This is a genomic window from Achromobacter pestifer (genome assembly GCF_902859625.1).
GTDB lineage: Bacteria > Pseudomonadota > Gammaproteobacteria > Burkholderiales > Burkholderiaceae_B > Achromobacter > Achromobacter pestifer.
In genome coordinates, this window is the sequence record NZ_CADIJX010000004.1 from 335,712 (window position 1) to 352,843 (window position 17,132).

Sequence of the window (17,132 nt, forward strand, 5' to 3'; positions counted from 1 at the left end):
CACCAGGCAAAAAGAAGTGACCACTATCGCCATCGTCGACTATGGAATGGGTAATTTCCACTCCGTCGCGCGCGCCCTGAAGTTCGCCGCCCCCGATGCGGACATCCGCATCTGCAACCAGCCCCAAGACATCGACGCGGCCGACCGCGTGGTGTTCCCGGGCCAGGGCGCCATGGCGGACTGCATGCGCACCCTGAATGAATCCGGCCTGCGCGAAGCCGTCGTCCGCGCCGCGCGCAACAAGCCCCTGTTGGGCGTTTGCGTGGGCGAACAGATGCTGTTTGATTCCAGCGAAGAAGGCGGCACGTCCTGCCTGGGCCTGTTCCCGGGCGTCGTGCGGCGCTTCTCGGGACCGCGTTTTGCTGACCTGATCCCCTCCGACGACGAAGCCTGCCTGGCCGACGCCGGTGCGGCAGGCTTGGCCGACACGCGCCCCGAACGGCTTAAAGTGCCGCACATGGGATGGAACAAAGTCCGCCAAACGCGCTCTCATCCTATCTGGGACGGCATTCCGGACGGCACGCACTTCTATTTCGTCCATAGTTACTATGCCGATCCGGACGATTCCGGCCTGACTGTTGGTGAAACCGATTATGGCGTCGCCTTTACCTGCGCCGTGGCGGCAGCTAACATTTTCGCGGTGCAGTTCCACCCCGAGAAGAGCGCCGAACACGGTTTGCGCCTGTATCGCAATTTTGTAGACTGGCAGCCGTAGGCGTAACGCCTTCAAGCGCCAGCCCATTCAACCCCTCTTTCTTTTTTGCTGCCCACCATGCTGCTGATCCCCGCCATCGATCTTAAAGACGGGCGCTGCGTGCGCCTGCGCCAGGGTGACCTGGACGATGCAACGGTGTTCTCCGAAGACCCCGCCGCCATGGCCACCCGTTGGCTCGACCAGGGCGCACGTCGCCTGCATCTGGTCGACCTGAACGGCGCCGTCGCCGGCAAGCCGAAGAACGAAGCGCCCATCAAGGCCATCCTGGAAGCCGTCGGCGACGACATTCCCGTCCAGATCGGCGGTGGTATCCGTGACCTGGACACCATCGAACGCTACCTTGATGCCGGCATCTCCTACGTGATCATCGGCACGGCCGCGGTCAAGAACCCAGGCTTCCTGCAAGACGCCTGCGGCGCTTTCCCCGGCCAGATCATCGTCGGCCTGGATGCCCGCGACGGCAAGATCGCCACCGACGGCTGGAGCAAGCTGACCCGCCACGACGTGCTGGACCTGGCCAAGAAGTTTGAAGATTACGGCTGCGAAGCCATCATCTACACCGACATCGGCCGTGACGGCATGCTGTCGGGCGTCAATGTCGAAGCCACGGTTCGCCTGGCCCAACACGTGCGCATCCCCGTGTATGCGTCTGGCGGCATCGCCGGCATCCAGGACATCGAAGCCCTGTGCGCCGTCGAAGAAGAGGGCGTTGAAGGCGCCATTCTGGGCCGCAGCATCTACGAAGGCACGCTTGATTTCCAGGCAGCCCAGGCTCGCGCCGACGAATTGGCAAAATGACCACATCCAGCAGCACCCCCGGGGCCGGCACGCCCGTCCAGAGCGCGCTGACCCGCCGCATCATCCCCTGCCTTGACGTCACCGCCGGCCGTGTCGTCAAGGGGGTGAACTTCGTCAACCTGCTCGATGCGGGCGACCCCGTCGAGATCGCCCGCCGTTACAACGAGCAGGGCGCCGACGAAATCACCTTCCTGGACATCACCGCCACCAGCGACGGCCGCGACCTGATCCTGCCCATCATCGAGCAGGTGGCCTCGCAGGTCTTCATTCCGCTGACGGTGGGTGGCGGCGTGCGCCAGGTTTCCGACATCCAGCGCCTGCTCAATGCCGGCGCTGACAAGATCAGCATCAACAGCGCGGCCGTGGCCAATCCGGAACTGGTCCGCGCCGCGTCCGACTACCACGGCTCGCAATGCGTGGTGGTGGCGATCGACGCGCGCCGCGTGTCGGCCGCCGGCGAACCCGCCCGCTGGGAAGTCTTCACGCACGGCGGCCGCAAGGCCACCGGGCTGGACGCCGTGGCCTGGGCCCGCCGCATGGCCGCCTATGGCGCGGGCGAGATCCTGCTGACCAGCATGGATCGCGACGGCACCAAGTCGGGCTTCGACCTGGAACTGACGCGAGCCGTGTCCGATGCCGTGCCGGTGCCCGTCATTGCCTCGGGTGGCGTGGGCAATTTGCAGCATCTGGCCGATGGCGTCACCACCGGCCGCGCCAGCGCCGTGCTGGCCGCCAGCATCTTCCATTTCGGCCAACATACCGTTGGCGAATGCAAACGCTTCATGGCCGAGCAGGGCATTACCGTCAGGCTGTGACCCACCCCCGATGCGCCTGGGGCGCTCCCCTGCAAGGGGGCGCCGCTGCGAACCGGCGGAGCCGGATCCGCGCGGCTCTGATCGGCCGGGACATGCAACAAGGTATTGCTTTAAGATGATAAGTTACCAAGCGTTGAGGGGTCCTCGGAGCCTAAGCGCGAGGACAACGGATGAATGAAATGAGCACTGAACCCAGCTGGATAGCCGACGTCGTTTTCGACGAAAACGGCCTGATCCCCGCCATCGCGCAAGACGCCGACAACGGTCAGATCATGATGGTGGCCTGGATGAACCGCGAGTCGCTCGCCGAAACCGCCGCCACCGGCCGCGCGGTGTACTGGTCGCGTTCGCGTCAGCGCCTGTGGCGCAAGGGCGAGGAATCCGGCCACGTCCAGGAAGTGCATGAACTGCGCCTGGACTGCGACGGTGACGTCATCCTGCTGAAAATCCACCAGGAAGGCGGCATCGCCTGCCACACCGGCCGCGCCAGCTGCTTCTACCGCCGCCTGGAAGGCCAGACGGACAATGCGTCCTGGGTCACGGTGGATCCGGTGCTGAAAGACCCGGAAATGATCTACAAATGACCCATCAAGCCCTGAGCGCCGCCGACATCCTGGCGCGCATCGCCGACACCCTGGAAACGCGCCGCCCCGAAAACGGCGGAGATCCCACTGCGTCGTATTCCGCCAAGCTGCTGGCCAAAGGCCCTGATTCCTTCCTGAAGAAGATCGGCGAAGAAGCCACCGAGCTGGTCATGGCCGCCAAGGATGGCGCCCCCGATCGCATCGTCAGCGAAACCGCCGACCTCTGGTTCCATTGCCTGGTGGCGCTGACGCACTTCAAGCTGCGCCCGGAAGATGTGTTGGCCGAATTGGCCCGCCGGGAAGGCCTGTCAGGCCTGGCCGAGAAGGCAAGCCGCCCCAAAGACTGACCACGGAGCCCGGAAAATGAGCAACAACTGCCTGTTTTGCAAGATCGCCGCTGGCGACATCCCGTCCAAGAAGGTCTACGAGGACGAGGACTTTGTTGCATTCCACGATATCAATCCAGCCGCACCGGTGCATTTGCTGTTGATCCCTCGACGTCATGTCACATCCATGCAGGATATTACGGGCGAGGACGCAGGTTGGTTGGGTAGAATGATGTCGTTGGCGCCGCGGCTAGCAGCCGAAAACGGTTGCCGTCCGGGCCCTGATGGCGGATTTCGCATCATGATCAACTCTGGCGTCGAAGGCGGCCAGGAAGTCCCGCATTTGCATTTCCACATCATCGGCGGCTCGCGGCCTTGGAAAGGGCGCGTAGCCCCTACCGCGTAATTCGGAGAAACATCATGGGTAGTTTCAGCATTTGGCATTGGTTGGTCGTTCTGGTCATCGTGGCGCTGATTTTCGGCACCAAGAAACTGCGCAACATCGGCTCGGATCTGGGCGGCGCGGTAAAGGGTTTCAAGGAAGGCATGAAGGACGCCAATGGCGAAAAACCTGCCGACCCGATCGCGCAGCAGCGCGTGTCCGGTGAAACCATCGACGTGCAGGCCAAGGAAAAGACCAACTCCTGAGCCCCGGCTCGTCTCCCGGGCCAGCCCTGAACGGGCCGGCCCTTATTGCTTCAATTCCCGAGCGGCCGTCGAATGTTTGATGTCAGCCTCACTGAACTGATGGTGATCGGCGTCGTCGCCTTGATCGTCATTGGCCCCGAACGCCTGCCCAAAGTAGCCCGCACCGTCGGCCACCTGCTTGGGCGCGCGCAGCGTTACGTCAATGACGTGAAGTCCGATATCCAGCGCGAAATCGAGATCGACGAGCTGCGCAAGTTCAAAAGCGAAATGGAAGATGCCGCGCAAGGCGTGCAGCAGTCGTTGAACGACACGCACGCCTCGTTGCAAGAACCGGTCCAGCAATTCCGCGCAGAGCTTGACGAAGTGGCCCGCGAAGCCAATGGCAAGGTCGCGCCGGTGATCGTCGGGGACGCCCCCGCCGACGCCGCCCGCACCATCGCGCCGCCGGGCCAGAACCACAGCCTGGATCTGGACCTGCCCGCCGCGCCCACGCCGGATTCCACCCCGGCCGCGATTCCGGCCTCCGCGCCAGCCGCGGCCGCCCCCCCACAACCCGCCCCGGCGCCCAGCGCGCCCAAGGCTGACGACGCCGCGCCCGCCGCCAAGCCCGTCCCGCCCTCTGGAACACCGACGTGACCCAGGACGCCTCCCAAGAAGAAGGCCAGCAAGAGACCTTCATCTCTCACCTGGTCGAATTGCGTACCCGCCTGCTGCGCGCCGTTGGCGCCGTGGTGGTGGTATTTATCGTGTTGTTCATTTATCCCGGCGCGTCCGCCATCTATGACGTGCTGGCGGCTCCCATGCTGGCCTCGCTGCCGGAAGGCACGCGCATGATCGCCACGGGCGTCATCACGCCGTTCATGGTGCCGGTGAAGGTCACGATGATGGCCGCCTTCATCGTGGCGCTGCCAGTGGTGCTGTATCAGGCCTGGGCCTTTGTCGCGCCCGGTCTGTACCGCCACGAAAAGCGCCTGGCGCTGCCGCTGATCATCTCCAGCACCTTCCTGTTCATCGCGGGCATGGCGTTCTGCTATTTCGTGGTGTTCCGCACGGTGTTCCACTTCATCGCCACGTTCGCGCCGCAATCCATCACACCGGCGCCTGACATCGAGGCCTACCTGAGCTTCGTCATGACGATGTTCATGGCCTTCGGCATCACCTTCGAGGTGCCCGTGGCCGTGGTGCTGCTGGTGAAGATGGGCATTGTCGAACTGTCCAAGCTGAGGGCCGCGCGCGGCTACGTCGTGGTTGGCGCCTTCATCATCGCCGCGGTCGTCACACCGCCCGATGTGGTCAGCCAGTTCATGCTGGCGGTGCCGTTGTGCCTGCTCTATGAAGTGGGCCTGATCTGCGCCCGCATGGTGTCACCCAAACCGGGCGCGGCCGACGAGACCACCGAAGATTCGTTGACCGAACGGCACTGACACCGCTTCACGCACGGGCGGCGGGGGCAAGATAAGACTGATTGACTCTTGCCCGCGTTTGCCTGCAATCCTACATTGCAGGCATGTCGCTAGCCCAAAGGCTGCGCGCCCTGATGCGGTGGCGCGGCATACACAGCCAGAATCAGCTGGCACGCATTTCCAGCGTGCCGCAATCCTGCATTCATCGCATCCTGACCCGCGAAGACCACTATTCGCCGTCTCGCCGCACGCTCTTACGCCTGGCAAAAGCGCTGGAAACCAGCGTTCCCTGGCTGACCGATGGCGTGATCAGCGCCACCGAACCGGGCCCGCATGGCCTGCCGCCCGGCTATGGCGTCGCCGCGCCCGCCACACAAATAGAGGCACCGGCGATTGACGGCTATTGCGCTGAGATATGCGCACTGCTACGCCAACAACCGGACAGCGCGAAAAAAACCGTGCTGTCGATCGTGCGGCTGATCGTCGAAGGAACGGCGCCCGTACCCTAGCGGGGCTTGCCTGGCCGAGTGCCCACCACGACGGACAGCTCCTGGGGCTTGCCCGCGCGCAAGATGCCCAGCGTCGCGCGCTGCCCGGGGGGCTGTTGCGCGATTTCCGCCAGCAGTTGGGCCGTATCCCCCATGCGTTTGCCATTGACCGACTGCACGATGTCGCCCACGCGCAGGCCGCCGCGCGCGGCCGGCCCGTCGCGCATCACGCCCGCGATGATCGCGCCTTTCGCGTCGGCGCCCAGCCCGAAGGCACGCGCCAGCTCTGGCGTGACGTCCTGCGGCTCGACGCCCAGCCAACCACGCTTGACTCCGCCCGTCTTGACGATTTCATCCATGACCTTGCGCGCGATCTCGATCGGCGTGGCAAAGCCAATGCCCATGGACCCGCCCGATTCGGAATAGATGGCTGTGTTGATGCCGACCAGATTGCCCTCGGCATCCACCAGCGCGCCACCCGAGTTGCCCGGGTTGATCGCGGCGTCCGTCTGGATGAAGCTCTCATAGGTGTTCAGGCCCAGTCCGTTGCGGCCCAACGCTGACACGATGCCTTGCGTCGTGGTCTGTCCCACCCCAAACGGATTGCCGATCGCCAACACGACATCACCCACGCGCAGGCCCCGGTCGGCCGCCAGCGTGGCGGCGGGCAGGGCGCGCAACGTGCTCAGCTTCAGCACGGCCAGATCGGTGTCCGGGTCCGCGCCCACGACCTTGGCGGTATCCCGGCGGCCGTCGCTCAAGGCGACTTCGATCGCTTCCGCCGCCTGCACCACGTGGTAGTTGGTCAGCACATGGCCGTCCTGATTCACGATGACACCCGACCCCAGGCTGGTCGTGGCCTGCCGGCGGCTCATGCCCGGGACCTGGCCGAATAGCTGGCGCAGCACCGGATCATCGGGCAGCGGAATCAGCGGCACATTGACGTGCTTGGTGGTGTAGACGTTGACAACCGACGGCGCGGCGCGGGCCACCCCGTCCGCATAGGACACCGGGCCCATGCCGCTGCCAGCGGGTGGGCGTGGCGCCCCCGTTGCCGGCGCGGCAGCAGTGGCCGTGGGGGCCGCACCCGGCCCCGCCAGACGCAGCAGGTCGGGCCGCAAGGTCGTGACCACGAATAGAATACCCAGGCAGACCGTGACGGCCTGAGCAAAGATCAGCCAATATCGGCGCATGATTCTGATAGGACGAACAATGAAAAAAGTGGACTCCCACGTGCTGGCCAGCTGGCTGGACGACACCCTGCAAGCCGCCCGTTTCAAGGACTACTGTCCCAATGGCTTGCAGGTGGAAGGCCGATCCGAAGTCGGACACATTATCACCGGTGTCACCGCCAGCGAAGCCCTATTGCGCGCGGCGGTCGAACGCGGGGCCGACGCGGTGCTGGTGCATCACGGCTGGCTCTGGCGCAACGAAGACCGCCGTGTCATCGGCACGCGCCGCACGCGCATGGCGCTGGCCTTGAAGAACGACCTGAATCTGTACGCCTATCATTTGCCGCTGGACGCGCACCCGACGCTGGGCAACAACGCGCAGCTGGCCCGCGTGCTGGGTCTGACCCCCGAACGTCGCGACGACGGCTCACCACGAACCTGTGGCCAGGACAATCTGATCTGGCTGGGCGAGGCCACCGGCCTGAAAACGCTGGGCCAGCTGGCCGCGCGCGTGGCCGAGCGCCTGGGACGCCAGCCGCTGGTCGTGGGCGACCCCGACCAGCCCGTGTCGCGCCTGGCATGGTGCACGGGCGGCGCGCAGGGCATGTTGGCCGACGCCGTGGATGCGGGCGCCAGCGCCTACATTACCGGCGAAGTCTCGGAATCCACCGTGCACCTGGCGCGTGAAACCGGCGTGGGCTTCATCGCGGCCGGCCACCATGCGACCGAGCGCTATGGCGCCGAAGCGCTAGGTCAGGCCGTGGCCGAGCGCTTTGGCATCAAGGTCGAGTTCGTCGACATCGACAACCCCGCCTAGAAAGCGTCCCGCCCGATCCACCATCCGCCCCCGCAAGGGGGCGTTTGCATTTCATGGCGCCAGCGACTGTCACGCGCACCCGCAGCCTCTGAATCCACCGGATCCAGCCCCGGGAAAACCAGAGTGTCCGATCAAAGTGACGCCTGTGCGTCGCACCTGGTCAATCGCGGTTCTCTCCCTGTCAATTCTGGCCGCAGTCGGGAGCCCTAGCATTCCATGCAGCCGCCCGCCGTCTGCCCCTTTCCGGCCGGGCCTCCTTCACACGGAGCCACTGAATGCTGACTCTCCATGACCACCCGCGCTCCGGCAACTGCTACAAGGTCCGCCTTTTTCTTGCGCTGATCGGCAAAGACTACCGAAGCACATTTGTCGACGTGCTGGCCCGCAAGAACCAGACCGCGGAGTTCGAGCGCATCAGCGCCTTTCAACAGATCCCCGCGCTGACCGATGGCGATATCGCCATCTGGGACAGCCACGCCATCCTGCTACACCTGGCCCACCATTACGCCCCGGACTGGCTCGCGCCGCTGCCCCTCGTCGGCGCCATGCACGCCTGGATATCGGTATCCGCCAACGAGATCGCGAACAGCCTGCAACCGCTGCGCTTGACGCGCGTCGTCAGCAATGCCGAGGCCGCGCATCACCTGGGCGTGAGCGAGGCGCTGCTCGACGTTCCCGGCATGCAAGCCCGCACGGACCACGTCCTGCGCCGCATGGACAAACGCCTTGCGGAAAACCGGTGGTTGGCCGGCACCGACGTCCCCAGCGTGGCCGACATCGCCTGCTACGGCTACGCGGCGCTCGCCGAGGAAGCCGCCATCGACATCGCCGCCTATCCCGCCATTGCAGCGTGGAGGGCGCGCATACGGCAGTTGCCGGGATACGTGCCGCCCGGGCCCTGAACCGCGCACGCAACAACAAAAACCATTACGACAAGACAAGAGGAAATGACATGGACGCCTTACCGGCCGCGCAGCCCATTGCCCGATCACACAAGAAACCGAACCTGTTCCGGGTCGCTGTCGCGACCGTAGTCGGCACCGCCGTGGAAGCCTTCGACTTCCTTGCCTACGGGACCGCCGCCGCCCTGGTGTTCAACAAGATTTTCTTCCCGCAGTTCGATCCGGTGACCGGCACCCTGGCGGCCTTTGGCGCGTTCGCCAGCGGCATGCTGGCGCGGCCCATCGGCGGCATCCTGTTCGGCCATTTCGGCGACCGCGTTGGCCGCAAGTCCATGCTGACGCTGAGCCTGCTGCTCATGGGCATATGCACCGTGCTCATCGGACTACTCCCGACTTACGAACAAATCGGCATCTCGGCGGCGGTGCTGCTGGTCGTGCTGCGCATCGGACAGGGGCTGTCGTTCGGTGGCGAAATGGGCGGCGCCATGCTGATGGCGGTCGAACACGCTCCGCCGAAGTGGAAGGCGTTCTTCGGCAGCCTGCCGCTGGTGGGTGCGCCCTTGGGCATCCTGTTGTCGGTGGGCTCCTTCGCGCTGGTGACACGGCTGCCGGAAGAGGACTTCCTGTCCTGGGGCTGGCGCCTGCCATTCCTCGGCAGTGCCGTGCTCATCGTCGTCGGCCTGTTCATCCGCCATGGCATCGACGAATCTCCCGAGTTCGAGCAGATCAAGCGCCAGAAAGCGCAAGCCAGGCAACCCCTGGAAGACAAGATGCCGCTGCGCGAACTGCTGCGCGCGCATGGCAAATCGCTCTTGCTGTGCATCGGCTGCAAGATTGCCGAGGTCACCCTGATCTATACCTTCCTGGTGTTCTCGGTGTCCTACGCCGTGTCCAAGCTGGGTTTCAGCCGCGCCGACGCGCTGCACGCCTTGCTCTACGGCGCGGGGGTGCTGATGTTCACCATCCCGCTGTTCGGCGTGCTGGCCGACCGCATCGGCGCGCGCCGCGTCTGTGGCTGGGGCGGCATGTTCCTGGGGCTCATGGCCATTCCCATCTTTCTCGCGGTGGGCAGCGGTTCGCTCGTGGCATACAGTCTTGCCGTCTTCGTCGCCATGGCCTTCAACTACGCGATCATGATCGCCCCTCAGTCCAGCCTCTACAGCGCGCAGTTCCCCGCGGAACTACGCTATTCCGGACTGTCCATCGGGGTTCAATTCTCGGCGGCCATCGGTGGCGGCCTGGCCCCGCTGATCTCGGCCACGCTGGTCCAGAAGTTCGACAACATTCTTCCCGTCGGGGTCTATCTGGCGTTCCTGGGCATCGTCGCGGGCACGTCGGCCTTTCTCATGAAACCCACGCCCCAGGACTTGCGCCCTGGCTAACTCGCCGAAGCCGCACCGGCGCGGGCGGCGCGGCCCTACGCGCCGCCGCTGCCGCTTCTGGCCGTCTTGCGGTACAGGGCGGGAGACATGCCGAAGCGTTCATGGAAGCGGCGGATGAAATGGCTCGCGTGCTGAAAACCGCAAGAGGCAGCGATCTCCTTGACCTCGACGTGCGAGCGCCGTGGGTCCTCCAAGGCCTCGCGGGCCAGTTGCAGACGGCGTTCGCGCACATAACTCGTGTATTGCAGCGAACGCATCTTGAACAACCGGTGCACCCAGCGCGTGGTGACGCGCAGCACATCCGCCACCGCCTGCACCGACAGGTCCGGATCGGTGATGTGGGCATCGATGTAGCTCGCCAGCACCTGCCAGTTGTCGGCCGGCGCCCGTGCGGCGCCCGGAATCTTCTCCAACGCCTGGCTGGTGTAGATCGAGGCCAACAGCGCCAGCAGCGCCTGTTCGGCAAACAGCGACGAGGTGGAATTGGACTCCTGCTTGTCGAAGAACACATGATGCAGGCAACGATGGGCGGTCTGCACCATCGGCAGGCCGGCCACGCCGCGTTGCGCGGTGAACTGAGACATCGCCAGGCTGTGCGCGCCGAGCAGGCGCGAAAGCGGCCCCTTCACCACCACGATGCGCGAATCGGTGTACATCCGGATCTCGGACGGCAACGCCGTCGTGCGAAAGATGATGTCCCCGGGTTCCAGCGGCAGGGTGGCTTCGTTCTGAACAATCACGCCATGCCCTGCGATCACGAAGCTCGCCAGGAACTCCGCGTGGCCCAGATCCGTTGCGTGCTCCGCGCGGTGGTGCACGCTGATCGGCGTCGACTCCAGGCTCACCACCAGCCCGCCCGCGCGCAGGCGACAGGCCTGCAATTGCAGCCTGGGCTGCTCCGTCAACGCCCTGAACTCCCCCGGCAGGACCAGCTTGTCCAGCTCTCGCTCGTAGCCGGCGATTTCCTGTGCGTAGAAGGGGCGGAACTGGGGCGCAAAGTTCAGATCCGCCTCGGGACAGGCGGCCCGGGCAGGTTGATTCACTGTCTGGCTGGCGCTTGGCATGCTGGGAACTCGCTGTCGGGCCGGCCACCCAAGGCCGAAAAGCGCCTGCCGTCCTGTCGCATTGAGTCAACCCACGTTCGTGATCGGTCAATTGCAGGTGGCAGAGGCGGGCGTGTAATTGAGCCATTATCCCCAAGGAGACCCCATGCTGGAAAAACAAGCCCATGCCGACGCCTTCTTTGCGCGCTCCGCGAACAAACTCGACTTCGGAAACTGGGGCGAGAAGGAAAAGGTGGCGCTGAGCTGTCGCATCCTCGCGAGCGAAGGCCATTCGGAAACCCTGGCGGGCCAGATCACCGTGCGCAAAGACGACGGCACGTTCCTGACGACGCCCATGGCCCAGGCGTTCGATGAGATCGTCCCCGCCTCGGTCATCCGCATCAACGAGGACATGGAGGTGCTCGATGGCCCGGGCACGCCCAATCCTGCCGTGCGCTTTCATTTCTGGGTCTATCGCCAGCGCCCCGACGTGCAGTGCATCATCCACACGCACCCGCCCCATGTCTCGACGCTCTCGATGACGGGCCAGCCGCTGGTCGTGGCACACATGGACGCCACCCCGTTCCACAACGACTGCGCTCATCTGAAAGAATGGCCCGGCCTGCCCATCGCCGATCAGGAAGGCGAGATCATTTCGGCAGCACTGGGCGACAAGCGCTGCATTCTGCTGGCCAACCATGGATTCCTGGCCGCCGGATCCTGCGTGGAAGAAGCGCTGTACCTATCGGTGCTGATCGAGCGCGCGGCCCGCAATCAGTTGCTGGCGGCCGCCGCATACGGCGAGGTGAAACCGGTGAATGATGAGCTGGCCGCCGAATCGCACGACTTCCTGCTGAAGCCCAGCATCGTGCGTGCAAGCTTCGCCATGTTCGCGCGTCGCGTCGAACGGCAAATGGCTGCGGAATAGACCAAGCGGGGAAGAACTGGCTGCGGATCGTTCAGCGGGGGCCGGCATGCGCCGGCGGGAACGTCCGCCAGCCGCAGCCCGGGCTCCGCTCAGTGGCGAAGCCCGAGCTGCGGCAGTGTCGGATCAGGGCTTCTTGAGCAGATCGCGGATTTCGCGCAGCAGCGCCACGTCTTCGGGCGTTGCGGCCGGTGCGGCCGGTGCTTCCTCGGCCTTGGCGCGCGCCTTGTAGATGGCCTTGACCATCCAGAAGATCACGAACGCCAACAACACGAAGTTGATGATGATGGTGACGAAATTACCCCATGCGAACACGTTGGCGCCCGCTTTGGACAAGTCGGCATAGGTCATCGGGCCGTTGTAGCCAGCAGGCATCGACAGCACCAAGAACTTGTTCGAAAAATCGACCGAGCCGCCCAGGATGAAGTTGACCAAAGGCATGACGATGTCTTTGACGAGCGAGTCGACTATCCTGCCGAACGCCGCACCGATGATGACACCCACCGCCAAGTCAACCGCATTGCCTTTTACAGCGAAATCTCGGAATTCTTTGACGAAACCAGTTGCTTTGCTCATAAAAGCACTCCCTTCGTGATACGCCCGTCAGTGGGCTGGCGCTATAATACGCGGTTGCTATGTTGTTACATATTCCCGCGAACCCGATGCCGCAGAAATGATGCTACTCGTAGAGCGGGCGCATCAACAAGGATAGGAAGATGAGTCAGGATACGCTGGTGCACGATGATGACGGTGCGGTTGATCCCAACCTGCCACCCGATCCTTCGCGACGTTTCTGGGTTACCACCGCCTGTGCCGTGGGTGGCGTAGCAGGTGTCGCAACGGCTTTGCCGCTTGTGAGCACGTTTTCTCCCTCTGACAAGGCCCGCGCTGCCGGGGCCCCTGTAGAAGTGGACGTCGGGGATATTCCCGTCGGCACCATGAAAACAGTGGAATGGCGCGGGAAGCCGGTGTGGATCATGCACCGTTCTCCCGAACAGCTCGCCGCGTTGAAAACGCTGGATCCGCTATTGGCCGATCCCGATTCAAAACGGCCAGGCTTCACGCCCAAATACGCCGAAAACGAAGTCCGCTCGCGCAAGCCCGAGCTCTTCGTCTGTGTCGGCATCTGTACCCATCTGGGCTGCTCGCCCACCTCGCACTTTGAAACAGGCGGCGGTGGCGGCATGGGTGCCAATTGGCAAGGCGGATTCCTCTGCCCGTGCCACGGCTCCACGTTCGACCTGGCTGGCCGGGTCTACAAGAACAAGCCTGCTCCCGATAATCTCGAAGTTCCGCCGTACCAATATCTCAGCGACACCCGCATCATCGTGGGCGTTGATGAAGACAACAAGGCCTGACGCTCGCGTCGCGCTTTTTTCCCGAATTACGTAAGTAAAACAAATACGCACACGTATTAGAGAAGGAGCCGTTACATGGCTGGCGAGAAAACCGTCGAGACGACAGGCCTGCTGGGCTGGTTGGACCGGCGCTTTCCGGTGACCTCCACCTGGAAAGCCCATCTGTCCGAGTACTACGCACCGAAGAATTTCAATTTCTGGTATTTCTTTGGCTCCTTGGCCCTATTGGTCCTGGTGCTTCAGATCGTGACCGGTATTTTCCTGGTCATGCATTACAAGCCGGACGCCGAACGCGCGTTCCAGTCCGTCGAATACATCATGCGCGAGGTCCCCTGGGGCTGGTTGGTGCGCTATATGCACTCCACGGGCGCGTCGATGTTCTTTGTCGTCGTGTACCTGCACATGCTGCGCGGGCTGCTTTACGGTTCCTACCGCAAGCCGCGCGAACTTGTGTGGATCTTCGGCGTGGCGATTTTCCTCTGTCTGATGGCCGAAGCTTTCTTCGGCTACCTGCTGCCCTGGGGTCAGATGTCGTATTGGGGCGCACAGGTGATCGTGAACCTGTTCGCGGCCATTCCGTTCATCGGCCCGGAACTGTCGATCTGGATCCGCGGCGACTACGTCGTGTCGGACGCCACCTTGAACCGCTTCTTCGCCTTCCACGTCATCGCGATTCCGCTGGTGCTGGTGGGCCTGGTGGCGGCGCACCTGGTCGCGCTGCACGAAGTCGGCTCGAACAACCCGGACGGCATCGAAATCAAGCAGGGTCCGAAAGACAAGTACGGCCGGCCGAAGGATGGCATTCCGTTCCATCCGTTCTATTCGGTGCATGACTTGATGGGCGTGGCGGGCTTCCTGCTTGTGTTCGCCTTCATCGTGTTCTTCGCGCCGGAGATGGGCGGCTACTTCCTTGAGTTCAACAACTTCATTCCTGCTGACTCACTGAAGACGCCTCCGCACATCGCGCCGGTCTGGTACTTCACGCCGTTCTACTCGATGCTGCGCGCCACCACCGACGAATTCACGTGGGTGCTGGCAGGCGCGTCCGTGCTGGGCGCCATCGCGTTGCTCGTCAAGAGCAACCTGAAGGGCATCATGCGCATCGCCATCCCCGGCATCCTGATCGTCGTGGCCGTGCTGCTGCGCGCGATCGACGCCAAGTTCTGGGGCGTGGTTGCCATGGGCGGCACGGTCGTCATCCTGTTCTTCCTGCCCTGGCTGGACCATTCCCCGGTCAAGTCGATCCGCTACCGCCCCACGTGGCACAAATGGATCTACGGCATCTTCATGGTCAACTTCCTGGTGCTCGGCTACATCGGTACGCAGCCGCCCAGTCCGCCGTTGAACATCACGTCGCAAATCGGCACGCTGCTGTACCTGGCATTCTTTTTCCTGATGCCGGTCTGGAGCCGCCTTGGCACCTTCAAGCAAGTGCCTGAGCGCGTTACGTTCCACGCCCACTGAGCCCACCAGATAACGGATTAACCATGATCAAGAAGCTGATTGGTGCCGTGGCCTTGATGCTCACGTGTACCGCCACTTTTGGCGCAGAAGGCGGATTCCCGCTGGACAAGGCGCCTTACCGCGTCAACGACATGGCGTCGCTGCAAAATGGCGCCAAGCTGTTCGTCAACTACTGCCTGAACTGTCATAGCGCCTCCTCGATGCGCTACAACAAGTTGAAGGACATCGGGCTGACCGACCAGCAAATCAAGGAAAGCCTGCTGTTCACCGGCGAAAAGGTCGGCGACATGATGACCGTTGCCATGACGCCCAAGGACGCCAAGAAGTGGTTTGGCACGACGCCCCCGGACTTGTCCGTGATCGCCCGTGCCAAATCGGTCAACGCGGGTCCGTCCGGCGCTGACTACATCTACACCTACCTGCGCACCTTCTACCGCGACACCTCGCGCGCCACCGGCTGGAACAACCTGGTTTTCCCGGCGGTGGGCATGCCCCATGCGCTCTGGGAAGTCCAGGGTCCGCGCGAGCTGACCACCGTGGCCATGCACGAAGTTGAAGCCAAGGATGCCAAGGAAGGCACACCCAAAAACTGGGAACGTGTCACGACGGTGTACGATGCTCAAGGTTTTTCCACGGTCAAGGCCGAACCGGTAGCTGATTACCACGGCCATGCCACCTTTGATGCCAAATTTAAGGCCGCCAATCCGGCCCAAGTCGCAACATACGACAACGATGTCGCAGACCTGACCGCGTTCATGTCCTGGATGGCCGAGCCCGTCCAGACTTTCCGCGTCCGTCTCGGCGTTGGCGTCATGTTGTTCCTGCTGCTGTTCTTCCTGGTTACGTGGCGCTTGAACGCTTCGTACTGGAAACACGTGCGCTAACCGCAACGCCCCGCCAGGCAAGTAAGCCGTCCCCGTTTATTAACAGGGACGGCATCGGCGGATAGGGCTGTACGCCTATCCCGCCTGGCAATTGGGGCCAGCGCCTGCTAGATTTAGGCGCTGGCCTTTCGTTTTTCATAAAGGACTTACCGCCATGATGGTGCTCTATTCCGGAACCACGTGTCCGTTTTCGCAACGCTGCCGCTTCGTGTTGTTTGAAAAGGGTATGGATTTCGAGATCCGCGACATCGACCTGTACAACAAGCCCGAAGACATCTCGGTGATGAACCCGTACGGTCAAGTGCCCATTCTGGTCGAACGCGACCTGGTCCTGTACGAGTCGAACATCATCAACGAGTACATCGACGAGCGCTTCCCGCACCCCCAGTTGATGCCCGCTGACCCGGTCATGCGCGCCCGTACCCGCCTGTTCCTCTACAACTTCGAGAAAGAACTGTTTGTTCACGTCTCGACGCTGGAAGACCGCAGCGCCAAGCCCGACGAGAAGAAGCTGGCCCATGCCCGCCAGAACATTCGCGACCGCCTGGCCCAGCTGGCTCCCATGCTGCTGAAGAACAAGTACATGCTGGGCGAGGAATTCTCCATGCTCGACGTGGCTGTGGCTCCGCTCCTGTGGCGCCTGGACCACTACGGCATCGAACTGCCCAAGAATGCGGCCCCGCTGCAAAAGTACGCCGAACGCATCTTCTCGCGTCCGGCCTACATCGAAGCGCTGACGCCTTCGGAAAAAGTGATGCGTCGTTAAGGCTGTTGTGTGATGGGTGAAACTTCGACCAAACCGTATCTGATCCGCGCACTGCATGAATGGTGCACCGATAACGGCTACACGCCGTACATCACCGTGCAGGTCGACGAGCACACCATGGTGCCCGTCGCTCATGTGCGTGACGGGCAGATCACACTGAACGTAGGCACGCTGGCCACCAACCGTCTGACGCTGGGCAACGAATTCATTGAATTCCAAGCCCGCTTCAGCGGCGTGACCGAAAACGTCTACGTTCCCGTGGGCGCCGTCAGCGCCATTTACGCGCGTGAAACCGGCGCAGGCATGGGCTTCGAAGTGCAGCCCTACGAACCGCCGGAAGCCGGCGCCCAGGGCGTGGTGGATACCGCCATGCCCGAAGGCTCCGACACCGAGGCCACGCCCGGCGACGACGGTGGAGATGACGACGAACCCAAGCGTCCGCGCTTGACCATCGTCAAGTAACCTCCGCGATGCGGGGACAGTGCGCCTGGCGCAATGTCTTCGCAGCCAGACAGCTTCCCCGTGTTCCGTGCCTGGCAGGAAACCCCTCCTGCCGGCGCGGCGCATTCTGCTGCCTGGCGCTTGCGTGCGCCAACGCTGGAAGGCCGAGGGGAAATGCAGCCACGCTGCCCTCCCATATTC

At 63.4% G+C, this 17,132-nt stretch carries 22 protein-coding genes; 19 read left to right on the forward strand and 3 right to left on the reverse strand.

Translation table 11 applies throughout. The features are described from left to right. Positions 1-16 precede the first annotated feature (16 nt). From HV753_RS17305 to HV753_RS17350, 10 genes are all read left to right on the forward strand, one after another. Positions 17-715 carry an imidazole glycerol phosphate synthase subunit HisH gene (locus HV753_RS17305; RefSeq protein ID WP_175175733.1) on the forward strand — a complete coding sequence of 233 codons (699 nt, stop codon included), beginning with the start codon at positions 17-19 and terminating at the stop codon, positions 713-715. 57 nt (positions 716-772) lie between these two features. Then, positions 773-1,513: a 1-(5-phosphoribosyl)-5-[(5-phosphoribosylamino)methylideneamino]imidazole-4-carboxamide isomerase gene (hisA, locus tag HV753_RS17310; protein WP_046805342.1), complete on the forward strand. Its 741-nt coding sequence runs from the start codon at positions 773-775 to the stop codon at positions 1,511-1,513. Beyond that, the gene (gene hisF, locus HV753_RS17315) at positions 1,510-2,328 is read left to right on the forward strand and encodes an imidazole glycerol phosphate synthase subunit HisF (protein WP_175175734.1); all 819 of its coding nucleotides are present in this window, start codon (positions 1,510-1,512) and stop codon (positions 2,326-2,328) included. The genes hisA and hisF overlap by 4 nt, the downstream gene beginning before the upstream one ends. Positions 2,329-2,507: 179 nt before the next feature. Then, the gene (gene hisI / locus HV753_RS17320) at positions 2,508-2,912 is read left to right on the forward strand and encodes a phosphoribosyl-AMP cyclohydrolase (protein ID WP_175175735.1); all 405 of its coding nucleotides are present in this window, start codon (positions 2,508-2,510) and stop codon (positions 2,910-2,912) included. Beyond that, a complete protein-coding gene (locus tag HV753_RS17325) occupies positions 2,909-3,259 on the forward strand; it encodes a phosphoribosyl-ATP diphosphatase (RefSeq protein ID WP_175175736.1) in 351 nt (116 codons plus the stop codon). Before hisI ends, HV753_RS17325 begins: the two co-directional genes overlap by 4 nt. A 16-nt stretch (positions 3,260-3,275) precedes the next feature. Next, positions 3,276-3,644: a histidine triad nucleotide-binding protein gene (locus HV753_RS17330; RefSeq protein WP_175175737.1), complete on the forward strand. Its 369-nt coding sequence runs from the start codon at positions 3,276-3,278 to the stop codon at positions 3,642-3,644. Positions 3,645-3,658: 14 nt separating this feature from the next. Continuing rightward, the gene (tatA, locus tag HV753_RS17335) at positions 3,659-3,886 is read left to right on the forward strand and encodes a Sec-independent protein translocase subunit TatA (RefSeq protein WP_006216828.1); all 228 of its coding nucleotides are present in this window, start codon (positions 3,659-3,661) and stop codon (positions 3,884-3,886) included. 72 nt (positions 3,887-3,958) lie between these two features. After that, positions 3,959-4,522, forward strand: coding sequence for a Sec-independent protein translocase protein TatB (tatB, locus tag HV753_RS17340; RefSeq protein ID WP_175175738.1), 564 nt, complete (start codon positions 3,959-3,961; stop codon positions 4,520-4,522). Next, on the forward strand, positions 4,519-5,310 hold the full coding sequence (gene tatC, locus HV753_RS17345) for a twin-arginine translocase subunit TatC (RefSeq protein ID WP_175175739.1): 792 nt from the start codon (positions 4,519-4,521) through the stop codon (positions 5,308-5,310). The genes tatB and tatC overlap by 4 nt, the downstream gene beginning before the upstream one ends. A gap of 83 nt (positions 5,311-5,393) precedes the next feature. Beyond that, positions 5,394-5,798, forward strand: a complete 405-nt coding sequence (locus HV753_RS17350; RefSeq protein ID WP_175175740.1) for a helix-turn-helix domain-containing protein — start codon at positions 5,394-5,396, stop codon at positions 5,796-5,798. Here HV753_RS17350 and HV753_RS17355 read toward each other — a convergent pair. Next, a complete protein-coding gene (locus HV753_RS17355) occupies positions 5,795-6,970 on the reverse strand; it encodes a trypsin-like peptidase domain-containing protein (protein WP_175175741.1) in 1,176 nt (391 codons plus the stop codon). The genes HV753_RS17350 and HV753_RS17355 overlap by 4 nt on opposite strands. 19 nt (positions 6,971-6,989) lie before the next feature. On the opposite strand from HV753_RS17355, the gene HV753_RS17360 reads away from it, so the two are divergent. The 3 genes from HV753_RS17360 (at position 6,990) to HV753_RS17370 (ending at position 10,050) form a co-directional block, all read left to right on the forward strand. Beyond that, entirely contained in the window at positions 6,990-7,766 is a 777-nt protein-coding gene (locus HV753_RS17360; RefSeq protein WP_175175742.1) for a Nif3-like dinuclear metal center hexameric protein, read from the forward strand. A gap of 275 nt (positions 7,767-8,041) precedes the next feature. Next, the gene (locus tag HV753_RS17365; protein WP_175175743.1) at positions 8,042-8,668 is read left to right on the forward strand and encodes a glutathione S-transferase family protein; all 627 of its coding nucleotides are present in this window, start codon (positions 8,042-8,044) and stop codon (positions 8,666-8,668) included. Positions 8,669-8,718: 50 nt separating this feature from the next. Beyond that, entirely contained in the window at positions 8,719-10,050 is a 1,332-nt protein-coding gene (locus HV753_RS17370) for an MFS transporter (protein ID WP_175175744.1), read from the forward strand. Between the two features lie 35 nt (positions 10,051-10,085). Here HV753_RS17370 and HV753_RS17375 read toward each other — a convergent pair whose 3' ends face one another. Beyond that, entirely contained in the window at positions 10,086-11,114 is a 1,029-nt protein-coding gene (locus HV753_RS17375; protein ID WP_175175745.1) for an AraC family transcriptional regulator, read from the reverse strand. A 145-nt stretch (positions 11,115-11,259) separates the two neighbouring features. Here HV753_RS17375 and HV753_RS17380 point away from each other — a divergent pair, with 145 nt between their 5' ends. Then, on the forward strand, positions 11,260-12,021 hold the full coding sequence (locus tag HV753_RS17380; RefSeq protein ID WP_175175746.1) for an aldolase: 762 nt from the start codon (positions 11,260-11,262) through the stop codon (positions 12,019-12,021). A 123-nt stretch (positions 12,022-12,144) separates the two neighbouring features. On the opposite strand, the gene mscL is transcribed toward HV753_RS17380, so the two are convergent. Beyond that, on the reverse strand, positions 12,145-12,594 hold the full coding sequence (mscL, locus tag HV753_RS17385; RefSeq protein ID WP_175175747.1) for a large conductance mechanosensitive channel protein MscL: 450 nt from the start codon (positions 12,592-12,594) through the stop codon (positions 12,145-12,147). Positions 12,595-12,734: 140 nt separating this feature from the next. On the opposite strand from mscL, the gene petA reads away from it, so the two are divergent. From petA to HV753_RS17410, 5 genes are all read left to right on the forward strand, one after another. Continuing rightward, the gene (gene petA / locus HV753_RS17390; protein ID WP_175175748.1) at positions 12,735-13,376 is read left to right on the forward strand and encodes a ubiquinol-cytochrome c reductase iron-sulfur subunit; all 642 of its coding nucleotides are present in this window, start codon (positions 12,735-12,737) and stop codon (positions 13,374-13,376) included. Positions 13,377-13,451: 75 nt separating this feature from the next. Then, positions 13,452-14,840 carry a cytochrome b gene (locus tag HV753_RS17395; RefSeq protein ID WP_175175749.1) on the forward strand — a complete coding sequence of 463 codons (1,389 nt, stop codon included), beginning with the start codon at positions 13,452-13,454 and terminating at the stop codon, positions 14,838-14,840. Positions 14,841-14,863: 23 nt separating this feature from the next. Beyond that, positions 14,864-15,724: a cytochrome c1 gene (locus tag HV753_RS17400; protein WP_175175750.1), complete on the forward strand. Its 861-nt coding sequence runs from the start codon at positions 14,864-14,866 to the stop codon at positions 15,722-15,724. A 154-nt stretch (positions 15,725-15,878) separates the two neighbouring features. Further along, complete coding sequence (locus HV753_RS17405) at positions 15,879-16,490, forward strand: glutathione S-transferase N-terminal domain-containing protein (protein WP_006224517.1); 612 nt, start codon at positions 15,879-15,881, stop codon at positions 16,488-16,490. 12 nt (positions 16,491-16,502) lie between these two features. Then, on the forward strand, positions 16,503-16,952 hold the full coding sequence (locus tag HV753_RS17410) for a ClpXP protease specificity-enhancing factor (protein WP_175175751.1): 450 nt from the start codon (positions 16,503-16,505) through the stop codon (positions 16,950-16,952). The last annotated feature ends 180 nt before the right edge of the window (positions 16,953-17,132 follow it).

Coding starts and splice junctions, on each gene's coding strand:
- hisA (WP_046805342.1), top strand. CDS start 773: ATGCTGCTGATCCCCGCCATCGATCTTAAAGACGGGCGCTGCGTGCGC.
- hisF (WP_175175734.1), top strand. CDS start 1,510: ATGACCACATCCAGCAGCACCCCCGGGGCCGGCACGCCCGTCCAGAGC.
- hisI (WP_175175735.1), top strand. CDS start 2,508: ATGAGCACTGAACCCAGCTGGATAGCCGACGTCGTTTTCGACGAAAAC.
- HV753_RS17325 (WP_175175736.1), top strand. CDS start 2,909: ATGACCCATCAAGCCCTGAGCGCCGCCGACATCCTGGCGCGCATCGCC.
- HV753_RS17330 (WP_175175737.1), top strand. CDS start 3,276: ATGAGCAACAACTGCCTGTTTTGCAAGATCGCCGCTGGCGACATCCCG.
- tatA (WP_006216828.1), top strand. CDS start 3,659: ATGGGTAGTTTCAGCATTTGGCATTGGTTGGTCGTTCTGGTCATCGTG.
- tatB (WP_175175738.1), top strand. CDS start 3,959: ATGTTTGATGTCAGCCTCACTGAACTGATGGTGATCGGCGTCGTCGCC.
- HV753_RS17350 (WP_175175740.1), top strand. CDS start 5,394: ATGTCGCTAGCCCAAAGGCTGCGCGCCCTGATGCGGTGGCGCGGCATA.
- HV753_RS17355 (WP_175175741.1), bottom strand. CDS start 6,970: ATGCGCCGATATTGGCTGATCTTTGCTCAGGCCGTCACGGTCTGCCTG.
- HV753_RS17360 (WP_175175742.1), top strand. CDS start 6,990: ATGAAAAAAGTGGACTCCCACGTGCTGGCCAGCTGGCTGGACGACACC.
- HV753_RS17365 (WP_175175743.1), top strand. CDS start 8,042: ATGCTGACTCTCCATGACCACCCGCGCTCCGGCAACTGCTACAAGGTC.
- HV753_RS17370 (WP_175175744.1), top strand. CDS start 8,719: ATGGACGCCTTACCGGCCGCGCAGCCCATTGCCCGATCACACAAGAAA.
- HV753_RS17375 (WP_175175745.1), bottom strand. CDS start 11,114: ATGCCAAGCGCCAGCCAGACAGTGAATCAACCTGCCCGGGCCGCCTGT.
- HV753_RS17380 (WP_175175746.1), top strand. CDS start 11,260: ATGCTGGAAAAACAAGCCCATGCCGACGCCTTCTTTGCGCGCTCCGCG.
- mscL (WP_175175747.1), bottom strand. CDS start 12,594: ATGAGCAAAGCAACTGGTTTCGTCAAAGAATTCCGAGATTTCGCTGTA.
- petA (WP_175175748.1), top strand. CDS start 12,735: ATGAGTCAGGATACGCTGGTGCACGATGATGACGGTGCGGTTGATCCC.
- HV753_RS17395 (WP_175175749.1), top strand. CDS start 13,452: ATGGCTGGCGAGAAAACCGTCGAGACGACAGGCCTGCTGGGCTGGTTG.
- HV753_RS17400 (WP_175175750.1), top strand. CDS start 14,864: ATGATCAAGAAGCTGATTGGTGCCGTGGCCTTGATGCTCACGTGTACC.
- HV753_RS17405 (WP_006224517.1), top strand. CDS start 15,879: ATGATGGTGCTCTATTCCGGAACCACGTGTCCGTTTTCGCAACGCTGC.
- HV753_RS17410 (WP_175175751.1), top strand. CDS start 16,503: ATGGGTGAAACTTCGACCAAACCGTATCTGATCCGCGCACTGCATGAA.